The following is a 25,969-nucleotide window of genomic DNA, read 5'->3' as shown; positions in this document are numbered from 1 at the left end:
TATTAAAACATGCTCAGATGAAAGTTTCCGTCAAGATAGTCAATAAGTCGCATCATGCGTTACCTTCTTACAGTACTTTGTTCTCGGCCGGAATGGATATTCGCGCCAATCTGTCGGAGCCCGTTACGTTAGCTCCTATGGAGCGCCGGTTGATTCCTACCGGGCTTTTTATCGCTTTGCCCGAAGGATACGAGGCTCAGATACGTCCGCGCAGCGGGTTGGCGTTGAAGCATGGTATCACGATACCGAATTCTCCGGGAACGATCGATGCCGATTATCGGGGAGAGGTAGGTATCATCGTGTTGAACGCTTCGGACAAGCCGTTTACCATCGAAGACGGCGAGCGTATTTGCCAAATGGTGGTGAAAGAGTATTGTCGGGTAGAGTGGAATGAAGTGGATAGCTTGGACGAGACCGAGCGAGGAGCCGGCGGATTCGGTCATACAGGTGTGAAATAGCAACCTCCGAGAAATGATGATGGAGATGGGAATACGGAAATATGGATTTACAAGAGGATTGACGTGCTTAATATTTGTTTTTATTTTGTGCGGCTGTGCCTCGACCAAAGGTATTGCGGATAAGTCGGGGGAGCTTTCTTCGGAGGATCGCCGGAAATTTGACTATTTCTATTTGGAGGCCGAGCGATTGAAAGCTATCGGAGAAAACGATGCCGCATTCGATTTGATGAGTCGGGCGGCCGATTTGGATACGACTAGTGCCGCCGCCCGCTTTTTCTTGGCTCCATATTATCTGAGAATGGGATTTTACGAGCAGGCGAGGAAGGACTTGCGATATGCCGCTGAAAAATATCCCGATAATTATTGGTATAACGTAGTGTATGCCAATTTCTCACAGCAGAGCAACCGTCACGACGAGGCCATACGGATATGGACGCGGTTGCTGGAACAGAATCCCGATAAGCCCGAAATAAATTCGGCTTTGGCAGAAGCTTATACGGCCAAAGGCGATATGAAGCAAGCTATCGCCTGTTATGATCGAATGGAGTCGTCGATGGGTATGATGGAGCCGATTACGATAGAGAAGTTGAAACTTTATGAGTATATGGGCGATAAGGAGGCTATGGTGGCCGTGGCGGAGAAGTTGCAACGGACTTTTCCCCGAAATACCGATTATATGAGACTGCTGGGGGATATTTATTTGGAGGCCGGAAACGATTCGGCGGCTCTGTCGATCTATAATAAAGCTTTGGACCTTGAACCCGAAAACGGATATATCTATTTGTCGAGAGCCGGATACTATGAGAAACGAGGCGATACGATCGCTTATAACAACGAAATACGCAATGCTCTGATGAACCGACGTATCGATGTCGATACCAAACTAAGTATTTTCAGTACGTATATCGTCGGCCTCATGAAGAAAAAACAAGAGTTGAACCGGGTCGATTCCTTATTTACCGAGATGTTGGAACAGTACCCTCAGGAGGAACCTGTTCATCGTCTGTTCGGTATGTATCTGTCGAGCCGTAAAGATTTTTCCCGTGCCGAGGAACAGTATGCGATTGCTGCCGATTTGGCTCCTACCAATCCGGAAAACTGGTTGCAACTGATAGGGCTGTATCTTTATCAAGAGAAATACGCCGAGGTGATACGAGTGGGAAAGAGGGCTATACAATATGTTCCCGACCAAAAGGATATATATATGTATGTGGCGGTAGCCAGCGCACAGACTAAAAGTTATGACGAGGCCCTCTCGATGTTGGAAACAGGCTTGAATTATGTAGAGGAGAACGATGCGGGTACGAAGTCGTTTTTTTACGGGCAGATGGGCGATGTGTACCATTCGGCGGGAGATAAGGAGAAGTCGTATGAAATGTATGAGAAAGCCTTGTCTTACAATGCATCGAATATTCCGGTGTTGAATAATTACAGCTATTTTCTCGCTATGGAGGGGCAGGATTTGGATAAAGCCGAGCGAATGAGTGCACAGACCGTTAAGGCCGAGCCGGATAATGCTACCTATCTGGATACGTATGCTTGGATATTTTTCAAGCAGGGCAATTATTCTTTGGCACGGATTTATTTACAAAATGCGTTAGATAAGACGAAAGAGCCGAGTGCGGAGTTGTTCGAGCATTACGGCGATATTTTGTTTATGCTGGGCGAAGTCGATGAGGCTGTGACCTACTGGCAGAAGGCTCTCGAAGCAGGTAGCGAATCGGCCGAGCTGTTGCAAAAGAAAATCAAGAACAAGAAATATATCGAGAAATGAATCACATACGAATCGCGGTTTGCTCGATCGTTCTGCTGATTTTGGCAGGGTGTAAGGGTGGGAAGGAATTGATTTCAGAGCGTCCTGTTTCACAAGAGGTGCGGAATAATTTCGAGTCGTTAAAGGCCTCCTATCCCGATTGGAATACGTTTTCTGCCAAAGGTTCCGCCGATTTATCTTTCGGAGCGAGCGGTTCTTTGAGCGCATCTACTCAACTGCGTATGGTCCGGGGCGAAGTGTTGCAAATCTCGGTGAGAATCATTTTGGGCATAGAAGTTGCTCGGTTATATATGACACCCGACAGTTTGTTTCTGGTGAATAAGATGCAGAAACAGTATGTAGCGGCATCGTTGCAGGAGATAGGGGAGAGGCTGTCCAGTCCCGTTTCGTTGCAGACCGTTCAAGATGCTTTGTTGGGACGCATATTTTTATTGAATAGCGCGAACAATGCATATGGTATAGATGATTTCGAGGTGATGGAATCCGGTTCCTCCCGTTGGTCGCTTTCTCCGAAACGGCAGGACGAGAGATTTAGTTACCGATTCGATTTGGACGAAATAAAACTGCTTTCTACCCAAATGGGTTCGACGAGTGGACTCAAAGAGATTGTTTGCCATTATACCGATTTTATTAAACAGGGACAGAGTGAGAATTTTCCTACGAAGATGAAAATCGCTTTGACGGGGTTGAGTGTCCCGGTTTCGTTGAATTTGAGATATGATTCCTCTTCGGTTTCATGGAATGGAAAAGTCGGTGTAGAGAAACCTGCTTTATCAAAATATACGCGTGTTTCGGCTGCGCAGATGTTAAAGAAATTGTCGATATGAAAAGGTGGTTGATTATATGGTGTTTGTTGTTCGGCTTTTCGGCTGCGGTTTTTTCTCAAACTCTCGAAATGGAGGATTTGCGGAAGAACCGGGAGCGGACTTTGAAAGAGTTGAATGAGACCAATAAAAAACTGAATAAAACGTTGAAGAGTGCCAAAAATTCTTTGAACGAATTAAACAGTATTACCGCAGAAATCAGGCAGCAACGGAATCTTATCTCGAAAATCAATAGGGAAATCGCTGTAATCAATCGCAGGCAAAGGGCTGTGAAAGATACTATTTATTTGTTGCAAAAGGACTTGACGGCTAAAAAAAGGAGTTATGCCAACGCGGTGAAACGCATGGGACATCAGCGGTCGGAGTATGATGAACTTATGTTTATATTTTCTGCATCTTCATTGAGCCAGTCTTATCGTCGTGCTCGTTATCTGAAAGAGTACTCGGCATGGAGAAAGCGGCAGGCAGCCGAGATTGCGGAACGGAAACAGCAATTGGAAGTGTTGCAAAAACAACTTGCCAAAAGTGTAGCCGAAAAGAATGCGGTATTGAAGGAACGGAATGCCGAAACCGAGGTATTGAAAAAACAAGAAGGCAGTAAACGAACGTTGATTGCCGGATTGAAGAAGCAAGAGAAACAACTGAAAAGGGAGATAGACCGGAAGCGGAAACAGGCAGAGGCGTTGGATCGCAAGTTGGAACAACTGATTGCCGAGGAAGAGCGTAAGTCGTCTACCCGTGCTGACAAGACCGAGGGAAAAAATTCTACTGCACAGCAGCGGCCTACCAAAGGTTATAAGATGACCAAAGAAGAATTGGCCTTGTCGGGCAGTTTCGAGAAAAATAAAGGAAAGCTGCCGTTCCCTTTGTCGGGCAGTTATAAAATAGTCGCGCATTTCGGGCGGCAGAAGCACCCGGAGTTGCGCTATGTGCAGACCGAAAATAGCGGTATCGATATCGAGACTACGCCGGGAACAAAGGCTCGTGCTGTGTTCAACGGAGTCGTTTCCCGCATTTTCGTGACACCGGGATACAACAGTACGATTATCGTGCGTCACGGTAATTATCTGACTATCTATGCCAATTTAAGCGAGGTATATGTACGAGCCGGCGAAAAGGTTTCGACCGGACAGAATCTGGGAAAGATTTATTCCGACGCTCAGGACGGCAATCGTACGATTCTTACTTTCCAATTGTGGAAAGAACGTACGAAACTGAATCCGGAGCTATGGCTGAATTTGTAAAATAAAACAAGATTCGTATGATAGAAATACATCGGTACACTGCGGCTTATCATAGGGATTGGAATGATTTCGTATCCGAATCGTCGAACGGTACGTTTTTGTTTTTGCGGGAGTATATGGAGTATCATGCCGATCGCTTTACGGATTATTCTCTTTTGGTTTATGACGGTAATAAATTGTTGGCCTTGTTACCGGCAAACCGTTCGGGCGATGTGTTGTACTCGCATGCCGGACTGACTTACGGCGGGTTGATCATGACTACTCGGAATACGACGGCGCAGGTTCTCGAAATCATGCGGTCGATTGCCGATTTTTTGAAAAAAGAACGGTTTGTCAAATGGGTGTATAAATGTATTCCACATATCTATCATCGTTATCCTTCTGAGTCGGATTTGTATGCTTTATTTCGATTAGAGGCTCGATTGATAGGGCGCAATATATCTTCGACCGTGCAGTTGGATAAACCGCTTCGATTACGTGCCGACCGGCGCAGCCGAATGAAGAAGGCCGAGCAAGCCGGGTTGCGGGTAGTCGAGACCACCGATTTCTCTCCTTTTTGGAAAGTTTTAGATGCCAATTTGCAAGAGCGGTTTCATGTGAAACCTGTTCACTCGTTGGACGAAATCGAGTTGTTGCATAGTCGGTTCCCCGACCGGATTCGTCATTTCGTGACGATGAGGGGTGACGAGATATTGGCGGGGAGCGTCATTTATGATACGGGAATCGTGGCGCATGCGCAATATACTTCTGCTTCGGCAGAAGGGAAAGCATCGGGTGCTCTCGATTTGTTGTACGCCCGGCTTATAGGAGAGGTTTTCGCCGATAGGAAATGGTTCGATTTCGGTCAGTCGACGGAAGATATGGGGCGCTATCTGAACGAGGGGCTTATCGCTCAAAAAGAGGGATTCGGCGGGCGAGGGGTTGCTTATGATATATACGAGATAACGCTATGACCGGCGGGGAGGAGAAAAAAAATATCTATCGCACGATCGTGAAGGCTACCGGACTTTTCGGCGGTACACAGGTATTTACCATTCTCTGCTCGATTATCAAAACGAAATTGGTCGCTATATGGTTGGGAGCCGAGGGTGTGGGTATCATCGGGCTGTATAATAATACCGTCGAGATGATTTCCTCGTTGACAAGATTGGGAATCGGAACGAGTTCCGTGAGGGATTTATCCAAAGCGTTTAAATCGGGGGACGAAAGTCGGTTTGCCGAATTGGTGTCTGTCGTGCGTCGTTGGATTTGGTTCACCGGGTTGTTGGGGGCGGTCGTTATGCTGACTTTCGCTCCGTTGTTAAGCCGATATACGTTTGGTGACGATACCCATATATGGGGGTACGTTTTTTTGTCGTGTACGTTGTTGTTTACAACTCTTACCGAGGGGGAACGGGCGGTGATTCAGGCATCGGAACGTTTGCGGGTTTTGGCGAGATGCTCTGTTTTAGGGTCTTTTTTCGCTTTATTGTTCTCTTTACCCTTGTTCTATTTTTTCGGTATTTCGGGTATTGTCCCCGCCATTATCGCACATACATTTTCCATTTGGGTCGTGACTGTTTCGTTGGGTAGGAAGATGAAGGTAAAGCCAGTAAAAATGAGTTGGACCGAGACTTACCGGCAGGGAAAGAATATCGCTTCGTTGGGTGTTTATATGACGGTAAGCGGATTTGTTACGACCTTGTATTCCTATCTGTTCGTCGCATGGCTCAACGATAGAGGAGGAACCGGAGAGGTAGGTTTTTTTCAAGCGGGTTATACGTTGGTCATGCAGTATGTGGGGTTGGTTTTTACGGCTATGTCTATGGAATATTATCCCCGTTTATCGGCTGTCTGCGAGGATAAAGTATTGTTGTCGGAACATGTGACCCGGCAAGTGGAAACGTCGTTGTTGATATTAGCTCCTGTCATTTCGTTATTCCTGATTTTTCAGAACTTGATTATACATATATTATATACACCTGCGTTTTTAGCCATCAGCGGGTATATTTCGTGGGCTGTATTGGGCATGCTTTTCCGGGCATTTTCGTGGAGCGTGAGTTTTGTTCTGCTGGCGAAGGGAGCAGGCCGTATTTTTTTAATAACGGAAATCGTAGCCGATTCCTTGATGTTCGTGATGTATCTTGTCGGGTATACCCATTGGGGGTTACAAGGTGTCGGAGTGGCCTATTTGTTGGCCTATCTGTTTTCGATGACAGGGATTTACTTGGTTTGTCATCTGAAATTTGGGTTACATATTCCGGTGCGAATGTTCGTTTCTCTTTTTGTTTATAGTTCTTTATGTTATTTCGTTTGGCTGTTGTGGTCGAACGATTGTTTGGCGGGGGCTTACAGTCTGACCGCATTTATTTGTCTTTTTACCGGATTTCAGTTGAAAAAGAAGATATTCCGTAAATCGGAGTAATCAGTGCTTCTCCCAAAATTCGAGATATTGCCGGGCTACTTTTACGTGGTCGTGATATTTTTCTACGAATTGTCTACTTTCGGTCGATAGTCTCGGTAATTGATCCCGATGTATAATCAGATTTTCCAGTTGTTTGAATATATCGTTTCGGTCGGGTAACACGTTGATAATAGGCCGTAGTTTTTGCTCGCCGATAAAATTATAAAATTCGGGTTCGGCCCCGCTTACGGCTATAATGCCTCGTGCCATAGCTGCCAGCGCATTGGTGGCGGGTGTATAGGAATAGAGTTGGTCCAGAAGGATATGACAATCTACCAGTAGTTTGTTGTATTCGTCGAACGGTACGGAAACGACTTTTTGTATATGGCTTTCGCGGGGGTATTTATCATGAATTTCTCGGAGTACGTCGAGTAATATGTCGGTTCCTTTTATCGCTGTGCGGTGTTGTTGTATCCCGATGAAGAACTTAACGACCTCCGGTGTGCTTTTTATCGGGTGGAAAGGATTGATCGACAGGTCGATGGGTATGGGGATATAGGCTAATTTATCGGCATATTCGGGCTGGTATGCTGCATAATATTCATATAAACAGGCAATGATACCATTGGCTTCTTGGGCCATTTCGATGTTGGGTCGCTCGTTGGGACCGCCTATCCATGCCGCAAGCATTTTTTCTCGTTCGGGATGCGGGAGCGGTCGGTCTCCGACGAAGAAGTCGGAGTAACGAAAGGTTTTGCCGTCCAAGCATGCTTTTACATAATAGTGGTCTATGGCGAGAGCATCGAGGAATATCTTTTTGTTGTGCTTTTTCAGGTATTTAAAAATAGTCCAATTCTTTTCTGGCCGTAAATCGAAAAAGACAGGATTAGTTACTTGGACAACATCATAACCTCTCATTTGCGGGAGATGTCGTATAATATCCGCCATGTACTGTATGGAATGAAACAGGTCATATCCTCGGCGAACGATACTGACGTCTCGTTTGTTGTCGAGCCAGTGGCTACCGTGAGAAACGACTGTCACCGTGTGACCATTGGCCCGAAGCCCTTCGGCCAATGTCCAGTGTAAGTTGCTGGCTTCACCGATCAGTAGGATTTTCATGCAGAGTTAAATTATAGATTTGTTGGTAACATAGAATCGTTTTCTGTGCGATAAGTTCCGTATTCATATTTTGTCGGGCAAATTCTGCATTCTTTTCTCCATATCCTGTATTTGCTAATTGTCGGGCATGAGCGACAGCTTCGATAACCGAATGACTGTCGGTGAGGTCGAAAGTAGGATTTCCCGTCAAATCGAGAAGTTCGCCGATATTCCCGAATTTGGGTCCTGCGACGACTTTATGAAAGAAAAGAGCCATAGGAACATTGCCCGAGTTGAGAATTTCTTTACGTTGAATCAGAACGATATCTGCGGCCGAGAAGTAGTAAGGAAGCTCGGTATTCGATATTTTCTCGTGTAGTTGTAAAGCTCTATTCATGTCGAGCCGGAATTTCTTTTTTTGAGTTCGGTATCGCAGTAGATTTTGTATGGGTGTTTTACGGTTGGTAAAACAATTGTTGTAGAAACCGGGAGCCAATAGGAACTTATCCGACATGGGTAGATGCTCGAAAGCATCGACGACAAGGCGCTGCTCTTCTTCGTTGCGGTAACTCCCAAAAGTGAGAATGATGAATTTATCGGTCGGTAGTCCCAGCTTATTGCGGGAGGTCAACTTCGAAGGGAATGCATATCCACATGAATCGTATATGTGATGAGGTATGACGAAATGCCGAGCCGTGTTTTCGGGATATATACGGGCGAACTCTTGTCGGCTATATTCTCCCAAATGAATAATCGCATTGCTTTGAGTTTCGACGATACGATATAGTTCCAGTTTGTTTTTGTCCGTGCAATAATGCGGGATAGCGTCATGGCGGGTATATACGATTTTGGTTCCCATGCTTTTCAGACGAGCGATTCGTTGTCGTAGAACTTTTAACCCGTTATCGGAGGGTTGCCGCCATTTGAAAATGACTTCGGGAAACTGAATGTGGGCGATGTCGTATTTTCGGGTGGAATTCCAAAAGGCATCGATACTACATTCTACGGAGCCATTTTGTCGTCGTATCTCCTCGCATAGGGACTTGACGTACAAATTGTCGTTCTGAATGGTTTTGTCGAAGTAGACGAAAAGTATGTTCATGGCTATGCTTGGACGATGTTTCGTATATCGACAAAAGTAATAAAATTTTATAGAAATGTCCCGACGGAAAGATTGAAATGAGTATTGTGCAGAAATTTATCTTCAACCGAGGAAAATTGTCTTGGTTTCGAGTGTTTTCGAGGTTGAGAATAAAGATGCCGAAGCGAACAATATGAACCTTCGAAGCATTGTATAAATAGGTAACATTATTTATCTGGAATTACAGATTACTCGATTGCCGTTATTGGTTCGGCTGAATGCGGTATTCGATAGCTCTACGTTTGCCGGTCTATGATTAGTAATGCATTGGTGGAGGGTGTGAATGATTTGATTTTGCGGAAGATATACTTCAATTCAATTTTATATGTGGCATGTTTTTTGCAATTATGTTATCGTTAATTTAAAATTTGGAATATGAACAGATTATTTCTTTTTATGACAATATTGGTGCTGGGTGTGCCGGTATATGCTCAGTCGGAAAAACGTATAGATACGAAAGAGAAACAAGAGAATGTAAACAGTCGTGAACTGAAAAAACAGTTGGCTGCTATCCAAGATTCGATTAATTATAAGAATGCGGTGAGTGCTTTGGAAAAATCGAATTTTGTATTGGAAGCAGATCAGTTGCTGTTTAAAAGAGGCGGGACTGCTTTCGTATCGTCCAATACGAATTTTGTTTCTTTGTCGGATAATAGGGCGATCGTACAGGTAGCTCCGTTTAACGGTGGAGGCCCGAACGGGGTGGGTGGTATAACTGTGGAAGGTAGTGCTTCGAATGTAAAAGTACAGACGGATAAGAAAGGGAATACGACTCTTTCCATGAATGTCATGGGAACCGGTATTTCTGCTACGGTCAATATCTTTTTATTCAAAGGGAGTAACTATGCGTCCGTGGTTATTAGTCCCAATTATAATTCGAATCGGATTACTTTGAGGGGACGACTTGTTCCCAAAGAGTATTCAACTGTTTTCAAAGGTTCCTCGTTTTAGATTTTTGTTGTAGATAGATGGATTCTGTATGAAAAACATACATGTGTATGTTTTTCATACAGAATCTGTTTATATTTGCATAGATGAAACAAGCAGGAATAGGGATAGTTATTCCCGTGTATAATCGGGAACAGGAGTTGCGGCGGACATTCGATTCTGTCGTTGCACAGACTTACCGCCCTATCCATGTGGTATTGGTCGATAACGGTTCCACCGATGGGTCGTTGGATTTATGCCGGGAGTTAAAGGGGGCATATGAGACCGATGATTTTCGGATAACGGTTGTCGAAGAGGCTAAACGAGGGCCATCGGCAGCCCGAAACCGAGGTCTTGCTTGTGTGACGGAGGAGTTTGTGGCTTTTCTCGATAGCGACGACGAGTATATTCCCGAGGCAGTTTCGCTGTATATGCAGGCTTTCGAGAGTAATTCATCGGCGGATATCGCGGGGTGTACCATACGGCTTGTACCGGAACAGGGCAAACCTTATTCGGCAAAGGCGGTTTTCTCCAACCGGGTGGAACCTCATTTATTCCATAGTACTTTGGGTACGGTACGTTATGCGGTGCGGACGGCAGTGGTGCGTGCAGTGGGCGGCTGGCCTGAGGACTATATGCGTTGGGAGGATTGGGGTTTAGGAATCAAATTGTTACTGTTTACAGACCGAATCGTATGGGTTCAAACACCTCCGTTGGTGAATGTATATCTCCATGCCGACAGTATTACTGGTTATCGTTATGTTCCTAATGTCCCCGATATTTTAAGAGCGATTGCGCAAGCTCACGAAGATGTGGAGCGAAGCGATTCTGCGCAGAAAGCCCGTTTGCATAAATTGTTGCTTTATAAACAAATGGTTGTGGCCGGACTTTGTCGAAAGGAAAAAAGTCCGTTGGGTACTGAGATTTATCGCTCGACGATGGAGACAGCGGGTAAAGACAGGACGATGCGCTGGTTTTTACCGATGGTTTATCGATATGTCTCTTGGGGAGGTCGAGGATCGGCTATCCTTGTCAACCGATTATTGCGCTGATTTCTCGATTTGAAGCCGATCGAGTAAGCAAATGTATACTTCAATGGCTTCTCGTATTTCTTCTAATATAATGTATTCGTCGGCGGTGTGCGAGCGTGACGAATCGCCCGGACCCATTTTTACCGAGGGGAATGGCATGAGGGCTTGATCGGAGAGGGTGGGAGAACCGAATGGTTTATATCCGGCAAGGAGTGCTCTGCGGACAAACGGGTGCTGCATGGAAATTGCCGATGAATTGAGCCGTAAGGAGCGAGGCGCGATTTTCACTTCGGGAAAACGGGATTTGAGAATCTCGACGGCTTCGGCATTGGTGTAGCGGTCGTTGGTGCGTACATCGACTACAAAATCGCAACGGGCGGGGATAACGTTGTGTTGTGTTCCTGCCTGAATTTGGGTAACAGTCAGTTTTACTTTTCCCAATAAATCGGAAGCGAGCGGAAACTCGAATGTTCGTAGGGCTTCGATCGTTTCGGTGGCTTTGTACAAGGCATTGATTCCTTCGTTGCGAGCGGCGTGTCCCGACTTTCCATGTGTGGAACAATCGAGTACAAGCAACCCTTTTTCACAGACGGCGGGCTGCATACCCGTGGGTTCGCCTACCACGGCGAAATCGATAGTCGGCAGTTGTTCCAGAGCCTTGACAATACCGTTTTGCCCGGAGACTTCTTCCTCGGCGGATGCCAAAAAGACAAGGTTGTAGGGCTGTTCGGTTTCGGAAAGGTGAATGAATGCGCTTAACAAGGAGACGACACTTGCTCCGGCATCGTTGCTTCCTAAGCCATATAGCCGGTTATCTTCCTCGATCGGGACAAAGGGCGAGCGACTCCAACTGTCTGTGGGCTTTACCGTATCTATGTGCGAGTTGAGGAGAACGGTAGGTTTTTCTGAATCGAATTCGCGGGCGAAAGTCCATATGTTATTGCCGGTTCGATATGGTGTGAATCCGTTTTTTTGCAAGGTCTCACAGATTATTTGCGCTGCCGCATCTTCCTCCCGACTGATGGAAGGTGTCCCGATTAACCGATGTAGCAAATCTATGGCAGAATAATATAGTTCGTCTTTTAAGTTCATTACCGATTTCGATTTTCACAAAAGTAGTTTATTTTTATCGGTTTCGATAATTTCTGACCGGATTTATTGGGGGCGATATGGGTTTGAATATTAACCGATATTAACTATTCGGATTTGAACGCTTATTTGTGGGGAAAGGTTGATGTACAAATGATATAAAGCCGAATTTTGCAATGCCGACTTAACAAAATGAAATATATATTCTACTTAAAACTTATTAAAACGGGAATCGTACCGATATAATCTGTAACTTTGTCGCAGATTTATAGTTATATTTATGGTAAATCAATTGACCTCGTTGGTCCGCAGGCAGGCTGCAAAATATGGCAACCGTGAGGTGTTCAGCCACAAGGACTATTCAACCAATCGATGGGTTTCTACTTCTTGGAACCGTTTCGCAGAGCAAGTATCGGATATGGCGAAAGCTATGGTAATATTGGGTATTCGCGAAGAAGAAAATATTTCTACATATACACAGAATAAACCGGAAGGTCTTATCGTGGATTTCGCTGCATTCGATAACCGTGCGGTGACAGTGCCTCTTTACCCGACCAGTTCTTTGGATCAGATAAAGTATATTATCGATGAGGCAGAGATACGATTCCTATTCGTTGGCGGTCAAGTGCAGTACGACAATGCGATTATCGCCTTGCGGGAGTGCCCGACGTTGGAAAAGCTGATACTTTTCGATCCCGATATAAAACGAGCAGAGAGCGATAGCTCGTCTGTCTATTTCGAAGACCTGATAGCAATGGGAAAATCGGCCGACGAGAAAGTCTGCGAAGAAGTGGAGCGGCGTAGAAATGCCGGTTCGCCCGACGATTTGGCTACGTTGATTTATACCTCTGGAACGACCGGAGAGCCCAAAGGAGTTATGTTGGCGCATTCCAATTACGACGAGGCTATGCGTATACATCTTCAACGTTTAGTAACATGTTCGGATAAAGACGTTTCGCTTTGTTTCCTTCCGTTGACTCATGTGTTCGAGCGGGCGTGGTCTTATTATTGTTTGACCGTGGGCATGCGTATCGCTATCAATGTCGATCCGAAAGATATACAGAACACGATTCGAGAGATACGGCCGACTATTATGTGCAGTGTTCCCCGTTTTTGGGAGAAGGTTTACTCGGCCATACAGGATAACCTGTCGAAGATGAAAGGTATCGCTCGTCGCTTGGCAGAGAGGGCGTTCGTAATAGGTCGTCGGCGCAATGTGGAATATTTGCGAGCCGGGAAACGTGTACCGCTGTGGCTCGAATGCCAATACAGATTCTACGACAAGTTCGTTTTCTCGAAAATTCGTCGGGCTGTCGGGGTAGAAAACGGGAATATCTTTCCTACGGCGGGAGCTCCGTTATCCGACACGATTAACGAGTTTCTGCATATTTGCGGTATCAATATCGTTTATGGTTATGGCCTTTCCGAGACGACAGCGACGGTGAGTTGCTTCGATTTGGTGGGATATGAATTCGGAACGGTAGGTTCTTTAATGCCCGATATTCAGGTGAAGTTGGGTGAGAATAACGAGATATTGGTAAAAGGAAAGACCGTAATGAAGGGTTATTACCGTAAACCCGAAGAGACGGCCAGAGTCTTTACCGAGGACGGTTGGTTCCGTACGGGCGATGCCGGCAAGGTAAACGAACAAGGGGCATTGGTGTTGACCGAGCGTTTGAAAGATTTGTTCAAAACGTCCAATGGGAAATATATCGCTCCGCAGGCGTTGGAAACTCGTCTGGGCGAAGATAAGTATATCGACCAAGTGGCGGTGATAGGAGACCAACGGAAATATGTGACGGCTATTATCATTCCGGCTTATGAGGCTTTGAAAGAGTATGCTGCTCAAAAACAGATACAATATCGAAATTTGGAAGAGCTGGTAAAAAATCAGAAGATACAGGCTCTTATTTCGGAACGGATAGAAGCGTTGCAAAAGAATTTCGCCCGGTTCGAACAAATCAAGCGGTTCACGCTATTGCCGCAGGCTTTCAGCATGGAAAAGGGCGAGTTGACCAATACGTTGAAAATTCGTCGGTCGGTTATCAATTTATTGTATAAAGACGAGATAGAGGCCATGTATGCTTAAAAACGAAATATGAAATTTGGTAAATAGGCAGAGGGTGTATATTTTTGTACACCCTTTTGTCATATCATAAGGAAGCCTATAAATATGATTACACAAGAACAATTAAAAGAGACGGAAGAACGCAAGTTGGCGTTGAGGAGGTATCTTTGACATCGATTCGAAGAAAATCGAGGTAGAAGAGGAAGAGTTGCGTACCCATGTGCCCGATTTTTGGGAAGACCAAAAAAAGGCGGAAGCACAGATGAAGAAAGTAAAAGCCTTACATTTCTGGATAGATAGTTATACCGAAATAGAAAAGTCGGTGGAAGAATTGAGGCTGGCTTTCGATTTCGTGAAAGAAGGTATCGTGTCGGAAGAAGAGGTGGACGAGATTTACAAACGCACTACGGAGCTTATCGAGAATCTCGAACTTCGCAATATGTTGCGTCGGGAAGAGGATAAATTGGGTGTCGTTCTGAAAATCAATTCGGGAGCCGGAGGAACCGAGTCGCAAGACTGGGCATCGATGTTGATGCGTATGTACTTGCGATGGTGCGAACAGCATAACTATAAAGCCTCTATTGCCAATATATTGGAGGGCGACGAGGCCGGTATCAAATCGGTGACGATACAAATCGAAGGTGATTATGTATACGGTTATTTGAAAAGCGAGAATGGTGTGCACCGGTTGGTGCGGGTATCTCCGTATAATGCGCAAGGAAAGCGCATGACTTCTTTTGCATCGGTATTCGTCACACCGTTGGTCGACGATACGATAGAAATCAATATCAATCCGGCGAACATTTCGTGGGATACATTCCGATCGAGCGGAGCCGGGGGACAGAACGTGAATAAGGTGGAGTCGGGCGTGCGGTTGCGCTATCAGTTCAAAGACCCTTATACCGGAGAGGAAGAAGAAATCTTGGTCGAGAATACCGAGACACGGGATCAGCCTAAAAACCGGGAGAATGCCATGCGCCAGTTGCGCTCTATTTTGTATGAGAAAGAGTTGCAACATCGTATGGCCGAACAAGCTAAAATCGAAGCCGGCAAGAAAAAAATCGAGTGGGGGTCGCAAATACGCAGTTATGTATTCGACGACCGTCGGGTGAAAGACCACCGTACCAATTATCAAACTTCGGACGTGCAGGGCGTCATGGACGGTAAGATAGACGATTTTATCAAAGCCTATTTGATGGAGTTTGCCGGGGAAGAAAATAACGGTTAGACTAATGGACAAACTGACACTGATAAAAGTAGGGGGTAAAATAGTGGAGGAGCAGGAGACGTTGAGTCGCCTGCTTGTCGCTTTTGCTGCCATTCCCGGGAGAAAGGTCTTGGTACATGGCGGCGGTCGGTCGGCCACCGCCATGGCCTCCCGCTTGGGGATAGAGAGCCGAATGGTAGGCGGTCGTCGCATTACGGATAAATCTATGCTCGAAGTGGTGACAATGGTTTATGGCGGTTTGGTAAACAAAAACATTGTAGCCGGATTACAGGCAGTGGGTGTGAATGCTTTGGGTATGACGGGAGCCGACATGAATATTTTGTTGTCGGACAAACGTCCGGCAGGAGAGGTCGATTACGGTTATGTAGGCGATGTGCGTCATGCCGACGGCAAAGCGCTTACAGGTCTAATCGAGATGGGAGTCGTTCCCGTAATCGCTCCGCTTACCCATGACGGTAAAGGCTCTATGCTCAACACCAATGCCGATACTATGGCAGGGGAAACGGCTAAGGCTTTGGCTCCTTATTACGATGTCTCACTGGTCTATTGTTTCGAGAAAAAAGGAGTGTTGCGAGATGAGAAGGACGACGAGAGTGTTATCCCGGAAATCGATTTTTCTTTATTTCAAGAATATCGAGAGAAAGGAATTATACAAGGCGGCATGATTCCTAAACTCGAAAATGCATTCGAGGCTATTCGGCACGGGGTATGCGAGGTAATCATTACTCGTGCCGATTGTATAGGGCAAAAGGATAGGGGGACAAGGATTGTAGGATAATAACTGGATATTATGTTAAAATATTTTAAATTAGGGGGGGGGTAAATTACGAATATTTACTCGTGATGAGAATTTAGATATAGCGAAGGGACTGGGTATTTTATTGGTCGTATGGGGACATTGTAGTCAATTTTTATTTGGTGAGATTTATGCGTTTCACATGCCTCTATTTTTCTTTTTATCAGGATGTGTTTTAAGTGTAGATAAACCTTATAAAGAGATTATTAAGAAGAAAGTAAAACAATTGCTTTTACCTTATGTGTTTTTTATTTTACTGAGTTGTTGCTTTTATTGGATGCTATTATTGCTGTCGCATCGGTTTACAATAAATCACTTATGGAGTTTGGTAGATTTGTTCCCCTATGATAATGAAATAATTAATACTCCGCTTTGGTTTTTGGTTTCCCTTTTTTGGATGTCGATTATTTATTCGGGAATAAGAAAATGTGTTTCACGTGAATGGATTGTCGGGACGGTTGTTGTGGTATTTTATTTTATCGTGGAGTTAGCGGAGAAATACGAGGTGTCATTACCTTTCTTTTTAGGCCGGGGAATAGGTGAAATGATATATATGCATTTGGGATTTTTCTTTTATAAAAGAGGATATGTGTTTCAATTGTATCGGTTAAAAAAGTCGTGTCAGGTATATTTGTTCCTTTTGAGTGCTATTGCTTTTGTTTGCTTGTTTTATTGTGCGGAAAAGATATATGTCGATAAGGAAATGCTATTTAGGATTATTCATTTGTTTACGGCTATTTCGGGTATCTTTTTTATCTTGATGGGAGCTATACTTTGTGCTGTGTTGTCGGGTGTTTTTGTTAAGGTATTATGTTATTTAGGTCGTAATACACTGTATATATTTGCAGTGCATCTTCCTTTATTGGAATTTGCTAGACCTATTGGGAAATATGTAATTGGCAGTAATGGATTGGGGTATGACAGTATTGTTTTTTTAACAGACTTGGTGTTGGCAATAATCGTTTCGTGGGGATTAAAGATAGGAAAAGATTCTTTTTCAAAAAAATTACCCCATTATTCTCCAACGGGAATAATAGAGTAGATCGATAGTTGTTGGGTTTTTATTTTTCTGCTTGGTTGTAAATAACTTCAAAAATGGTTTTGTCGGCCTCGGTTAAAGTGCGTCCACGGCGAGCCATCATTTTCTCGGCGATAGCATAAAATTTGGTGGTAATAGCGGCTTTCGTACCGTTAATGAATAGATATTGCTCATTTTTTATGGGAAAGAATATAAAAGATATTTCGAAATGAATTGAGATAATTTAGAAAATACAAGGGGCTATCCTGCTTTTGGACAGCCCCTTGTCGTTAAGGATAGGTTATCGTTTATTTAAATAAAGTCCCCTCGGTGAAATTTTAGTATCGACCTATCCATTCCCAACCGGAAGGTGTATATTCCGATGAAAGAATAACGATTCCCTCTTGATTTCGGAGAGATTCTATGACTAAGAAATATCCGCAATGGTTCTGTATTCGAGAAGAACTTTTCCATGCTTGATGTACAAAATAAAGATGCCCGATTTGAGGATAACAGTATGATTCTCCTTCTTGTGGAATGCCAATGGTATTCAGGTCTATATCTTCTGTTTCCCGTTTCCCTAAATCGGTAAAGGTGGTTATTCTGTTTTCTTGTCCCTCGACTTTTCCGTTATTCCATGAGATGATAATATTCTTATTGAGAAACTCGAAGGGGGACTGGTCGCTGATCAATCCCCTTGTCCATACGGTATCGACGTTGGTTGGATATTCTTTCTCGCATGAGGTGAAAGTGATGAGTAAAAGTAAAAAGATAGAGATTTGAAATGTTAAATGTTTCATAAAATAAAAAGGTAAATATCCGACCGGTTCCAAAATCGGATTGTTTGAAAATGGATTGTAGACGGATATAAAAAAGACGCGGAACCTAACTTTATCGTATCTCAAGGTTCTGGAATACCCTATTAAGCAATAAAGTTAAGCCCACGTCGTGCGACGCAGGCGTTATAACTCTATATCCTTGCTTAATGTTTATAGAATTTTCCAGATTCTGAGATACAAGAATAAAAGCTAACGCTCTTTTATATATGTCTTAAAAACGATAAGTTATTTACATAGGCTCTTGTGTTTTATTTGTTTGCGCAAATATACGGATTTTATTTCAATTGTTCCGCTTGATTGTAAATAGCTTCGAAAATGGTTTTGTCGGCATCGGTTAAAGTGCGTCCGCGGCGAGCCATCATTTTCTCGGCGATAGCATAAAATTTGGTGAGTTGTACGTCGGTGAATCCGGCGGTCCCCCCTTCGCTGAACGAGGCGACAAAGTTACGTGGAAATCCGGCTCCGTGTATATTCACGCCTACACCTACGACCGTCGCTGTGTTGAACATGGTGTTGATTCCGGCTTTGGAGTGATCACCCATGATAAGTCCGCAAAATTGCAGGTTCGTGCGGAGGAAGCGGCGGGTAGGATAATTCCACAATTTAATTTCGCTGTAATCGTTTTTGAGATTGGAGGATACAGCTCCGGCGCCCAAGTTACACCATTCGCCAATAACGGCATTTCCTAAAAATCCATCGTGGGCTTTATTGGAGAATCCGAACATGACTACATTATTCAATTCTCCGCCTACCTTACAATATGGCCCCAACGTGGTCGCTCCATAAATTTTAGTACCCATGTTGACAACGGCGTGTTCGCAGGCAGCGAATGGCGCACGAATGCAACTTCCTTCCATGATTTCGCAGTCTTTTCCTAAATATATGGGACCATTTGTGACGTTGAAAATTGCACATTCGGCATGTGCTCCCGGTTCTAAAAATATCTTGGGAGTTCCGTCTGGGAAGCAGGGCTCGCCGATGATACGGTTCGAATCGCTGAGTTTCTCGCTCGTTCGTCCGTTTGTAATGAGTCGGAAATCGGCTTCCAGACATTCTCCGTTCATCAGAAATATATCATAAAGATGTCGGATACATTTCAGCGTGTGGTCGTACTCTATCGTGCGATTGTATCGTTCGTTTCGGAAATCGGCTTCATTTCCTCGAAATGCAAGCAGTTCTTGATTGCAGACGATGGCTTCTCCGGGATCCAAATCGGATATTTGTTTTACCAATGAATCGTCGGGAAGAATGTGGCTTGCGATAAAAATGTTATCGTCCGAGAGAGCCGCCGGATATTTGGCTGCCATATATTCGGGTGTGAGATAGGAGTACATGCCGGGTAACCGGTGTTCCCATTTTTCTCGTATGGTAAGAATTCCTATTCTAATGTCCGAAACCGGACGGGTGAATGCCAGCGGTAAAAGATCGAAATGCTGTTGATTAACGTCGAAAAGAATGATATTTTTCATAACCAAATGTAATTTGATACTTCAAAGGTAATGTAAATCTTAGAAATAGGTTCGGTTTTTTTAATAAATATTTCATACAGAGGGGTGTGCAGTAGAGCGAGGTAACGAATGAACAGCGGTTTGTGAAATCCTTTGAACAAATGAGGCCATATAGTCGTTTATGAGGGAAAAAGGGATATATGGAGAAGAATCGTTTTGTGCAGTTGGTGGCCGATATGCTGTATCGGACGGATCGGGAATCTTTGAATTTGGAGACTCGTTATAAAAGTCTGGAAGAGTGGAATTATTTATTTGAGGTTTCTTTGGCTATGATGCTCGAAGAGGAATATCAAGTAGAGGTTACTCCTGAGGATTTTGATTGCACGAGAACGTTGGGTGAGTTGTTCCATCGGGTTTGTGAACCCAGTTTGGCTGATAAAAACTAAAAAAATCGGAGGAATAGAAAATATGTGCGGATTAGCCGGGATAGTGGGAGAGGTGGATTTGATGGAGCAAGTATTGCTTCATATGTCTGCGGCACAAAATCACAGAGGGAAAGAGACTCCTAATAGTTGGGTCTCTTCTTTTATTGATGCTCGGGTGGGATTGATGCATAATCGCATGAAAACCATCGATATGGCCGTGGCTCCTAAACAACCGTTCGAAGATAACGATACCGGATTGGTCGTTATGTTAGATGGTGAAATATTTAATTATGAAGACGTCCGGCGCCAGCTCGAAAATTATTATTCTTTTACGACTCGTGGAATGTGCGAGGTGATTACAAAAGCGTATGACCGTTGGGGAGATGGTTGTTTCGACCGGTTCGAGGGATACTTTTCTATCGTTATATACAATCGCTGGTCGGAGGAATTGTTGCTTTGCCGAGATCGGTTTGGCATAAAACCCTTGTATTATGCCACCCAAAGAGGTAACTTATTTTTCGCATCCGAAATCAAAGCTTTGTTTGCCGGTGGAATTCGTCCTTTGTTGTCGGCGGAACGATGGGCGAGTTACTTGGCCTATTCTACTTATGGCAGTCCTTATGAAACTTTTTGGGAAGGTGTGCATCAGCTCCCTGCCGGATTTTTGTTGCATTATAATGGTTATTCGCTGGTAGAGAAACGTTGGTATGAGTTTGAAAAAAGAGTCTCATTGTGGAGCGAGGAGTCGCCCGAGCGATTGCCGGAGGCTTTTCTGGAACAGATGTACAGGAGTGTCGGATACAGCTTGATGGGAGAAATGGAGAAAGGTTTGTCGTTAAATGGTAGTTTGGAGTCGGCGTTATTTATTTCTCTGATGAAGGAAATAGGACTTCCGAGGTCGTTGAAGAGCTATATGCATTATCGGGGGAAACTTCATCAAAGCGGAGTTTTGTGGAGTGCCGAGATGCTTGCGGAGACACCTTTGCCAATGGAACAGGTGAAAATTACCAAATCGATGTTGTTGAAGGAGCTCGATTATCTGGCGAGATGGCAAGAGGAACCTATCGACGGTTTGAACACAATTACCTACTCTGCTTTTTTCAGGGTTATGCACAAGCGCGGACTTTCGGTGCTTAGTGGCGGATGGGGACTTAATCATTTTTTAGGCGGGGTTTCGTTGCCGGGTGACAGTTCTACATCATTGGTCCCTTCGGAGGTCCTGTCGGCTGATTTCAGGCGATTGGCACGGAAACCCGAATATCGACATTCGTTTGTTTCGGAAAATGAAAATTTACGGTTTTATGATTTGTGCTATGAACGTATACCACATTTGTTGAGAAGTGTCGATAAAATGAGTATGTATTACGGGGTTCAAATCAGGAATGCTTTTTTAAATCACAACTTGATCGAAATCGCTTTTGCATTGGCCGATGGAAGTTCGGGTAAGCATCGAAAGGCTTGGTTTTCGGATAAAATCGTGATGCCTTTACTTCCTGAAAAAATAAGGCTTGCTCCCAAAAATGAGGTAGAGGGACTTTATGATATTCCCACGGAATTAAAAGGTTGGGCCGATGAAGTGGTGCATGATTTGCGATTCGGGCAAGTTTCGGAATGGTTTGATTATCCCCGGTTGGAAAGAGCGTGGGAGAATCCTGAAAGCGGAGTTTTCTCCGATCCGGTAAAGGCTTGGAAGTTGTTGTCTCTGTGTTTACAGTTGAAAAGTTTGACTTGAATTGATCGTGCTCATGTAGCGGTTCTGATAAATTTTATCTTTTGTTGTAAAACTTTTGCGTTTAGAGGAGATTATATTTGTTTCTCCTCTCGGCTTGCGCTATCTTTGTCTTCCAAAATATATTTCGATGAAATTTACAGAGCAGAAGTTAAAGGGGGTTTTTGTTATAGAACCGCAGGTGTTTGGCGATAGCCGGGGATATTTTATGGAAAGTTATAAAAAGGAACTTTTCGAGAAGTATATAGGGGTTGTCGATTTTATTCAAGACAACGAGTCGCGGTCGAGTTATGGCGTGGTGAGGGGACTCCATTTCCAAAGGGGTGAATGGTCACAGTCCAAATTGGTGAGAGTGACACAGGGGCGTGTCTATGACGTGGTTGTTGATTTGCGTCGTACGTCCCCTACGTTCGGGCAGTATGTAGGGATAGAGCTGTCCGATGAAAATAAAAAGCAACTTTTTGTTCCCAGAGGGTTTGCTCACGGTTTTGCTGTATTGAGTGAAACTGCCCAATTCTGTTACAAGGTAGATAATGTATATGCTCCTCATGAGGAAGTGACATTGTTTTATAACGATCCTCATGTGGCCGTGCAATGGCCTATAAAGGCCGAGGAAATGTTGCTCTCGGAAAAAGATAAGAAGGGACTCGGATTTGAGGAAATCGAGGTTTTCGAATAAAACGAAAATTTTATATTCGTTTTTTTAATGTTTATGGCATAAAGAGAAAAAGCTGAAAAATAATCCCAATATGTTTGGTTTTTAATGATTTAGTCTTTATCTTTGCACCACTTTTGATGCCGTAGAAGGTCGATATTTTTATATAATCGCTTGGTTATGTGAAAGTAATGGCTGGTTTTGGTGTCGTGGATAAAGAGAAAAATAAGAAGAGTTATAAGTAAAAGATTTTTTAAAAAAGTTCTAAGAAATGCCTACAATTCAACAATTAGTAAGAAAAGGACGGGTTGTATTGGAAGACAAGAGTAAATCTCCCGCATTGGATTCATGTCCCCAAAGACGTGGTGTGTGTGTGAGAGTTTACACGACGACTCCTAAAAAACCTAACTCTGCCATGCGTAAAGTAGCTCGTGTGCGCTTAACCAACGGGAAAGAGGTGAACTCTTATATACCGGGTGAAGGTCACAATTTGCAAGAGCACTCTATCGTACTTGTTCGTGGCGGTCGTGTGAAAGATCTTCCCGGTGTGCGTTATCACATCGTTCGTGGTACATTGGATACCGCAGGAGTGGGAGGACGTACACAACGCCGATCCAAGTATGGCGCTAAGAGACCGAAAGCAGGCGCTGCACCTGCCGCAAAGGGTAAAAAATAAGAATCCCCTTTTTATAAAAGCCAGCAAAGAGAGTTAAAGAATTAGTGTCGAACACTGGTTCTCGTTTATTGGATAGGCTGATTGGGTTGAGTAAATGAGGTCGGCGGACTTCGTTGAAGATGTAAAGGACAGCAACCAAAAACAAGAACGACAATTTATTGTAAAAAATGAGAAAAGCAAAACCAAAGAAACGGGTTGTATTACCAGATCCCGTATTCAATGATGTGAGGGTTTCGAAGTTTGTAAACCACTTGATGTATGATGGCAAAAAGAATATTGCCTATACTATTTTCTACAGTGCATTGGAGATTGCGAAATCTAAGTTGCCGAACGAGGAAAAATCTGCCCTCGAAATATGGAAGAAAGCCCTAGAAAATATTACACCTCAAGTAGAGGTTAAATCTCGCCGTGTGGGTGGTGCTACTTTCCAAGTACCTACGGAAATCCGCCCCGATCGTAAGGAATCTATTTCAATGAAAAATCTTATTATCTATTCTCGTAAAAGAGGAGGCAAAACGATGGCCGACAAATTGGCTGCCGAAATTGTCGACGCTTTTAACGAACAGGGTGGTGCGTTTAAACGTAAAGAAGATATGCACAAGATGGCAGAAGCTAACCGTGCATTCGCTCATTTTAGATTTTAATTGAATAAAATAAGGAATAAAGAAAATGGCAAAATCTGACGCTCATTTGAAATATACCAGAAACATTGGTATTATGGCACACATCGATGCCGGTAAGACAACGACTTCGGAACGTATTTTGTTCTATACGGGGTTGACGCACAAAATCGGTGAAGTACACGATGGTGCCGCTACAATGGACTGGATGGAGCAGGAGCAAGAACGTGGTATAACCATTACATCTGCCGCTACTACCGCTTTCTGGAATTATAAGGACGAGAAGTTTAAAATCAACTTGATCGATACTCCGGGGCACGTGGACTTTACCGTAGAGGTAGAGCGCTCTTTGCGTGTACTGGACGGAGCTGTGGCTGCGTTTTGTGCGGTCGGCGGTGTTGAACCTCAGTCCGAGACTGTATGGCGCCAAGCCGATAAATACAATGTTCCTCGTATCGGTTACGTGAATAAAATGGACCGTTCGGGTGCGAATTTCTTTGAAGTTGTCCGTCAGTTAAAAGACGTTTTGGGTGCGAATCCTTGCCCCATTCAAGTGCCTATCGGTGCAGAAGAGACATTCAAAGGCGTGGTTGACTTGGTGAGAATGAAAGCTATTTATTGGCATGACGAGGCAATGGGTGCTGATTATAGTGTGGAGGAAATTCCAGCTAGTTTGCAGGCCGAGTGCGATGAATGGAGGGACAAACTGCTTGAAAAAATAGCCGAGTGTGATGACGAGTTGATGGAGAAGTATTTCACGGATCCTTCGACTATCACCGAAGAGGAAATTATGCGTGCAATTCGTAAAGGAACGTTGGCTATGCAGATTGTTCCTATGATTTGCGGTTCTTCTTTCAAGAACAAGGGTGTACAGCCTCTGCTCGATGCCGTGTGTGCATTTTTACCCAGTCCGGTAGATACTCCTGCCGTAGTGGGACACGATGTGAATGATCCTGAAAAGGAAGTCGTTCGTCATCCTTCTTTCGATCAGCCGATGTGTGCGCTCGCTTTCAAGATTGCAACCGACCCTTATGTAGGTCGTCTCTGCTTCTTCCGTGTGTATTCGGGAGAAGTCGTAGCGGGCTCTTATGTGCTTAATTCCCGTTCGGGTAAGAAAGAGCGTGTTTCCCGTTTGTTCCAAATGCACTCGAATAAACAAAATCCGAAAGAATCTATCGACTGTGGCGATATTGGCGCAGGAGTAGGTTTCAAAGATATTCGCACGGGTGATACGTTGTGTGCAGAAGATGCTCCTATCGTTCTCGAAGCTATGGATTTCCCTACACCTGTAATCGGTATTGCAGTTGAACCTAAGACACAGAAAGATCTCGATAAGTTGGGTATCGGCTTGCAGAAATTGGCCGAAGAAGACCCGACCTTTACCGTGGCTACCAATGAAGAGACCGGACAAACGGTTATCAGTGGTATGGGTGAGCTTCACCTCGAAATTATTATCGATCGTTTGAAACGTGAGTTCAAAGTCGAGTGTAATCAAGGCCGTCCTCAGGTTACTTACAAAGAGGCTATTACCAAACCGGTTGAGTTGCGTGAAGTGTTTAAAAAACAAACCGGTGGTCGTGGTAAGTTTGCCGATATTATCGTACGTGTAGAACCTTCTACTCGTGAAGAAGGCGGATTGGAATTTGTCGATGAAGTAAAAGGTGGTAATATTCCTAAGGAATTTATTCCTTCTATTCAGAAAGGTTTCACTACCGCTATGAAAAACGGTGTGTTGGCCGGTTATCCCGTAGACAGTTTAAAAGTTACTGTAATCGATGGTTCGTTCCACCCTGTGGACTCTGACCAGCTTTCGTTCGAACTTTGTGCTATCCAAGCATTCAAAAAGGCTTGTGAAAAGGCCGGTCCCGTATTGTTGGAGCCAATCATGAAGATCGAGGTTGTAACTCCCGAAGAAAGTATGGGTGATGTAATTTCGGACTTGAATAAACGTCGTGGTCAAATCGAAGGTATGGAATCCAGCCGTTCGGGCGCTCGTATCGTGAAAGCCACAGCACCTCTTGCCGAGATGTTCGGTTATGTAACAGCGTTGCGTACCATTACTTCCGGTCGTGCTACTTCGACGATGTCGTTCTCGCATTATTCCGAAGTAAGTTCTTCGATTGCAAAGAATGTATTGACAGAGGTGAACGGTAGAGTAGATTTATTGTAATTAACTATCAAATATCAATATGAGCCAAAAAATCAGAATTAAATTGAAGTCTTACGATCACAACTTGGTTGATAAATCGGCCGAGAAAATCGTGAAGACGGTGAAAGCTACGGGAGCAGTAGTGAGCGGGCCGATTCCTCTACCTACTCACAAACGTATTTTCACGGTAAACCGCTCGACTTTCGTAAATAAAAAATCGAGAGAGCAATTCGAGTTGTCTTCATTCAAACGTCTTATTGACATTTACAGTTCTACTGCAAAGACTGTGGATGCGTTGATGAAGTTGGAATTGCCGAGCGGAGTAGATGTAGAAATTAAAGTGTGA

24 protein-coding genes are annotated in these 25,969 nt (G+C 44.2%); 19 read left to right on the top strand and 5 right to left on the bottom strand.

All coding sequences use genetic code 11. The features are described 5' to 3' along the window. The first annotated feature begins 17 nt into the window (after nucleotides 1-17). From dut to HMPREF9448_RS12190, 6 genes are read left to right on the top strand one after another with little or no spacing between them, the layout of a single operon-like run. Nucleotides 18-458 (top strand): dUTP diphosphatase, encoded by a 441-nt coding sequence (dut, locus tag HMPREF9448_RS12215; protein ID WP_008862883.1) that lies wholly within the window; start codon nucleotides 18-20, stop codon nucleotides 456-458. Nucleotides 459-483: 25 nt separating this feature from the next. Beyond that, nucleotides 484-2,232, top strand: a complete 1,749-nt coding sequence (locus tag HMPREF9448_RS12210; protein WP_008862882.1) for a tetratricopeptide repeat protein — start codon at nucleotides 484-486, stop codon at nucleotides 2,230-2,232. Next, nucleotides 2,229-3,059, top strand: a complete 831-nt coding sequence (locus HMPREF9448_RS14285; RefSeq protein WP_008862881.1) for a DUF4292 domain-containing protein — start codon at nucleotides 2,229-2,231, stop codon at nucleotides 3,057-3,059. The genes HMPREF9448_RS12210 and HMPREF9448_RS14285 overlap by 4 nt, the downstream gene beginning before the upstream one ends. After that, nucleotides 3,056-4,300, top strand: a complete 1,245-nt coding sequence (locus HMPREF9448_RS12200) for a murein hydrolase activator EnvC family protein (RefSeq protein WP_008862880.1) — start codon at nucleotides 3,056-3,058, stop codon at nucleotides 4,298-4,300. Before HMPREF9448_RS14285 ends, HMPREF9448_RS12200 begins: the two co-directional genes overlap by 4 nt. Nucleotides 4,301-4,317: 17 nt before the next feature. Continuing rightward, nucleotides 4,318-5,253: a GNAT family N-acetyltransferase gene (locus tag HMPREF9448_RS12195; RefSeq protein WP_008862879.1), complete on the top strand. Its 936-nt coding sequence runs from the start codon at nucleotides 4,318-4,320 to the stop codon at nucleotides 5,251-5,253. Beyond that, nucleotides 5,250-6,704, top strand: a complete 1,455-nt coding sequence (locus HMPREF9448_RS12190) for an oligosaccharide flippase family protein (RefSeq protein WP_008862878.1) — start codon at nucleotides 5,250-5,252, stop codon at nucleotides 6,702-6,704. Before HMPREF9448_RS12195 ends, HMPREF9448_RS12190 begins: the two co-directional genes overlap by 4 nt. On the opposite strand, the gene HMPREF9448_RS12185 is transcribed toward HMPREF9448_RS12190, so the two are convergent. Next, nucleotides 6,705-7,805: a glycosyltransferase family protein gene (locus HMPREF9448_RS12185; protein WP_008862877.1), complete on the bottom strand. Its 1,101-nt coding sequence runs from the start codon at nucleotides 7,803-7,805 to the stop codon at nucleotides 6,705-6,707. Further along, nucleotides 7,783-8,886: a glycosyltransferase family protein gene (locus HMPREF9448_RS12180; RefSeq protein WP_008862876.1), complete on the bottom strand. Its 1,104-nt coding sequence runs from the start codon at nucleotides 8,884-8,886 to the stop codon at nucleotides 7,783-7,785. Before HMPREF9448_RS12180 ends, HMPREF9448_RS12185 begins: the two co-directional genes overlap by 23 nt. 414 nt (nucleotides 8,887-9,300) lie before the next feature. Here HMPREF9448_RS12180 and HMPREF9448_RS12175 point away from each other — a divergent pair, with 414 nt between their 5' ends. Both HMPREF9448_RS12175 and HMPREF9448_RS14280 read left to right on the top strand, forming a co-directional pair. Next, the gene (locus HMPREF9448_RS12175; RefSeq protein ID WP_008862875.1) at nucleotides 9,301-9,876 is read left to right on the top strand and encodes a DUF4251 domain-containing protein; all 576 of its coding nucleotides are present in this window, start codon (nucleotides 9,301-9,303) and stop codon (nucleotides 9,874-9,876) included. Between the two features lie 83 nt (nucleotides 9,877-9,959). Further along, nucleotides 9,960-10,904 carry a glycosyltransferase family A protein gene (locus HMPREF9448_RS14280; RefSeq protein WP_008862874.1) on the top strand — a complete coding sequence of 315 codons (945 nt, stop codon included), beginning with the start codon at nucleotides 9,960-9,962 and terminating at the stop codon, nucleotides 10,902-10,904. On the opposite strand, the gene HMPREF9448_RS12165 is transcribed toward HMPREF9448_RS14280, so the two are convergent. Next, nucleotides 10,893-11,975: a M20 family metallo-hydrolase gene (locus HMPREF9448_RS12165; protein WP_008862873.1), complete on the bottom strand. Its 1,083-nt coding sequence runs from the start codon at nucleotides 11,973-11,975 to the stop codon at nucleotides 10,893-10,895. The two genes, HMPREF9448_RS14280 and HMPREF9448_RS12165, sit on opposite strands and share 12 nt — an antisense overlap. 277 nt (nucleotides 11,976-12,252) lie before the next feature. Here HMPREF9448_RS12165 and HMPREF9448_RS12160 point away from each other — a divergent pair, with 277 nt between their 5' ends. The 4 genes from HMPREF9448_RS12160 to HMPREF9448_RS12145 all read left to right on the top strand — a co-directional run bounded on the left by HMPREF9448_RS12160 (nucleotide 12,253) and on the right by HMPREF9448_RS12145 (nucleotide 17,106). Further along, nucleotides 12,253-14,061, top strand: coding sequence for an AMP-dependent synthetase/ligase (locus HMPREF9448_RS12160; RefSeq protein WP_008862872.1), 1,809 nt, complete (start codon nucleotides 12,253-12,255; stop codon nucleotides 14,059-14,061). 84 nt (nucleotides 14,062-14,145) lie between these two features. Continuing rightward, nucleotides 14,146-15,268, top strand: a protein-coding gene (prfB, locus tag HMPREF9448_RS12155) for a peptide chain release factor 2 (RefSeq protein ID WP_118686971.1) whose coding sequence is annotated in 2 segments (ribosomal slippage) — nucleotides 14,146-14,208 and nucleotides 14,210-15,268 — 1,122 coding nt in all. Because the reading frame shifts where the segments join, the coding sequence is not laid out codon by codon here. Between the two features lie 4 nt (nucleotides 15,269-15,272). Continuing rightward, nucleotides 15,273-16,046 (top strand): acetylglutamate kinase, encoded by a 774-nt coding sequence (argB, locus tag HMPREF9448_RS12150; protein ID WP_008862870.1) that lies wholly within the window; start codon nucleotides 15,273-15,275, stop codon nucleotides 16,044-16,046. 52 nt (nucleotides 16,047-16,098) lie between these two features. Beyond that, nucleotides 16,099-17,106 carry an acyltransferase family protein gene (locus tag HMPREF9448_RS12145; protein WP_083855873.1) on the top strand — a complete coding sequence of 336 codons (1,008 nt, stop codon included), beginning with the start codon at nucleotides 16,099-16,101 and terminating at the stop codon, nucleotides 17,104-17,106. 314 nt (nucleotides 17,107-17,420) lie between these two features. Here HMPREF9448_RS12145 and HMPREF9448_RS12140 read toward each other — a convergent pair whose 3' ends face one another. Both HMPREF9448_RS12140 and HMPREF9448_RS12135 read right to left on the bottom strand, forming a co-directional pair. Beyond that, nucleotides 17,421-17,882 carry a hypothetical protein gene (locus tag HMPREF9448_RS12140; protein ID WP_157260382.1) on the bottom strand — a complete coding sequence of 154 codons (462 nt, stop codon included), beginning with the start codon at nucleotides 17,880-17,882 and terminating at the stop codon, nucleotides 17,421-17,423. Nucleotides 17,883-18,196: 314 nt separating this feature from the next. Then, a complete protein-coding gene (locus HMPREF9448_RS12135; protein ID WP_008862867.1) occupies nucleotides 18,197-19,390 on the bottom strand; it encodes a putative sugar nucleotidyl transferase in 1,194 nt (397 codons plus the stop codon). 179 nt (nucleotides 19,391-19,569) lie between these two features. Between HMPREF9448_RS12135 and HMPREF9448_RS12130 the strand changes: the two genes are divergently transcribed. The 7 genes from HMPREF9448_RS12130 to rpsJ all read left to right on the top strand — a co-directional run bounded on the left by HMPREF9448_RS12130 (nucleotide 19,570) and on the right by rpsJ (nucleotide 25,969). Next, nucleotides 19,570-19,815, top strand: a complete 246-nt coding sequence (locus HMPREF9448_RS12130; protein ID WP_008862866.1) for a hypothetical protein — start codon at nucleotides 19,570-19,572, stop codon at nucleotides 19,813-19,815. 22 nt (nucleotides 19,816-19,837) lie between these two features. Then, a complete protein-coding gene (locus HMPREF9448_RS12125; RefSeq protein ID WP_008862865.1) occupies nucleotides 19,838-21,526 on the top strand; it encodes an asparagine synthetase B family protein in 1,689 nt (562 codons plus the stop codon). Between the two features lie 127 nt (nucleotides 21,527-21,653). Next, complete coding sequence (gene rfbC, locus HMPREF9448_RS12120; RefSeq protein ID WP_040296275.1) at nucleotides 21,654-22,202, top strand: dTDP-4-dehydrorhamnose 3,5-epimerase; 549 nt, start codon at nucleotides 21,654-21,656, stop codon at nucleotides 22,200-22,202. Nucleotides 22,203-22,449: 247 nt separating this feature from the next. Beyond that, entirely contained in the window at nucleotides 22,450-22,854 is a 405-nt protein-coding gene (rpsL, locus tag HMPREF9448_RS12115) for a 30S ribosomal protein S12 (RefSeq protein ID WP_008862863.1), read from the top strand. 167 nt (nucleotides 22,855-23,021) lie between these two features. Then, nucleotides 23,022-23,498 carry a 30S ribosomal protein S7 gene (gene rpsG / locus HMPREF9448_RS12110; protein WP_008862862.1) on the top strand — a complete coding sequence of 159 codons (477 nt, stop codon included), beginning with the start codon at nucleotides 23,022-23,024 and terminating at the stop codon, nucleotides 23,496-23,498. Nucleotides 23,499-23,523: 25 nt separating this feature from the next. Further along, nucleotides 23,524-25,644: an elongation factor G gene (fusA, locus tag HMPREF9448_RS12105; RefSeq protein WP_008862861.1), complete on the top strand. Its 2,121-nt coding sequence runs from the start codon at nucleotides 23,524-23,526 to the stop codon at nucleotides 25,642-25,644. 19 nt (nucleotides 25,645-25,663) lie between these two features. Then, nucleotides 25,664-25,969 carry a 30S ribosomal protein S10 gene (gene rpsJ / locus HMPREF9448_RS12100; RefSeq protein WP_008862860.1) on the top strand — a complete coding sequence of 102 codons (306 nt, stop codon included), beginning with the start codon at nucleotides 25,664-25,666 and terminating at the stop codon, nucleotides 25,967-25,969.

The organism is Barnesiella intestinihominis YIT 11860, assembly GCF_000296465.1.
GTDB lineage: Bacteria > Bacteroidota > Bacteroidia > Bacteroidales > Barnesiellaceae > Barnesiella > Barnesiella intestinihominis.
Note: the sequence above shows the minus strand (reverse complement) of the source record. Positions and strands in the feature narration are given on the sequence as shown.

Excerpts from the sequence above, each read along its gene's own strand:
- dut (WP_008862883.1), top strand. The coding sequence starts at position 18 with ATGAAAGTTTCCGTCAAGATAGTCAATAAGTCGCATCATGCGTTACCT.
- HMPREF9448_RS12210 (WP_008862882.1), top strand. The coding sequence starts at position 484 with ATGGGAATACGGAAATATGGATTTACAAGAGGATTGACGTGCTTAATA.
- HMPREF9448_RS14285 (WP_008862881.1), top strand. The coding sequence starts at position 2,229 with ATGAATCACATACGAATCGCGGTTTGCTCGATCGTTCTGCTGATTTTG.
- HMPREF9448_RS12200 (WP_008862880.1), top strand. The coding sequence starts at position 3,056 with ATGAAAAGGTGGTTGATTATATGGTGTTTGTTGTTCGGCTTTTCGGCT.
- HMPREF9448_RS12195 (WP_008862879.1), top strand. The coding sequence starts at position 4,318 with ATGATAGAAATACATCGGTACACTGCGGCTTATCATAGGGATTGGAAT.
- HMPREF9448_RS12190 (WP_008862878.1), top strand. The coding sequence starts at position 5,250 with ATGACCGGCGGGGAGGAGAAAAAAAATATCTATCGCACGATCGTGAAG.
- HMPREF9448_RS12185 (WP_008862877.1), bottom strand. The coding sequence starts at position 7,805 with ATGAAAATCCTACTGATCGGTGAAGCCAGCAACTTACACTGGACATTG.
- HMPREF9448_RS12180 (WP_008862876.1), bottom strand. The coding sequence starts at position 8,886 with ATGAACATACTTTTCGTCTACTTCGACAAAACCATTCAGAACGACAAT.
- HMPREF9448_RS12175 (WP_008862875.1), top strand. The coding sequence starts at position 9,301 with ATGAACAGATTATTTCTTTTTATGACAATATTGGTGCTGGGTGTGCCG.
- HMPREF9448_RS14280 (WP_008862874.1), top strand. The coding sequence starts at position 9,960 with ATGAAACAAGCAGGAATAGGGATAGTTATTCCCGTGTATAATCGGGAA.
- HMPREF9448_RS12165 (WP_008862873.1), bottom strand. The coding sequence starts at position 11,975 with ATGAACTTAAAAGACGAACTATATTATTCTGCCATAGATTTGCTACAT.
- HMPREF9448_RS12160 (WP_008862872.1), top strand. The coding sequence starts at position 12,253 with ATGGTAAATCAATTGACCTCGTTGGTCCGCAGGCAGGCTGCAAAATAT.
- argB (WP_008862870.1), top strand. The coding sequence starts at position 15,273 with ATGGACAAACTGACACTGATAAAAGTAGGGGGTAAAATAGTGGAGGAG.
- HMPREF9448_RS12140 (WP_157260382.1), bottom strand. The coding sequence starts at position 17,882 with ATGAAACATTTAACATTTCAAATCTCTATCTTTTTACTTTTACTCATC.
- HMPREF9448_RS12135 (WP_008862867.1), bottom strand. The coding sequence starts at position 19,390 with ATGAAAAATATCATTCTTTTCGACGTTAATCAACAGCATTTCGATCTT.
- HMPREF9448_RS12130 (WP_008862866.1), top strand. The coding sequence starts at position 19,570 with ATGGAGAAGAATCGTTTTGTGCAGTTGGTGGCCGATATGCTGTATCGG.
- HMPREF9448_RS12125 (WP_008862865.1), top strand. The coding sequence starts at position 19,838 with ATGTGCGGATTAGCCGGGATAGTGGGAGAGGTGGATTTGATGGAGCAA.
- rfbC (WP_040296275.1), top strand. The coding sequence starts at position 21,654 with ATGAAATTTACAGAGCAGAAGTTAAAGGGGGTTTTTGTTATAGAACCG.
- rpsL (WP_008862863.1), top strand. The coding sequence starts at position 22,450 with ATGCCTACAATTCAACAATTAGTAAGAAAAGGACGGGTTGTATTGGAA.
- rpsG (WP_008862862.1), top strand. The coding sequence starts at position 23,022 with ATGAGAAAAGCAAAACCAAAGAAACGGGTTGTATTACCAGATCCCGTA.
- fusA (WP_008862861.1), top strand. The coding sequence starts at position 23,524 with ATGGCAAAATCTGACGCTCATTTGAAATATACCAGAAACATTGGTATT.
- rpsJ (WP_008862860.1), top strand. The coding sequence starts at position 25,664 with ATGAGCCAAAAAATCAGAATTAAATTGAAGTCTTACGATCACAACTTG.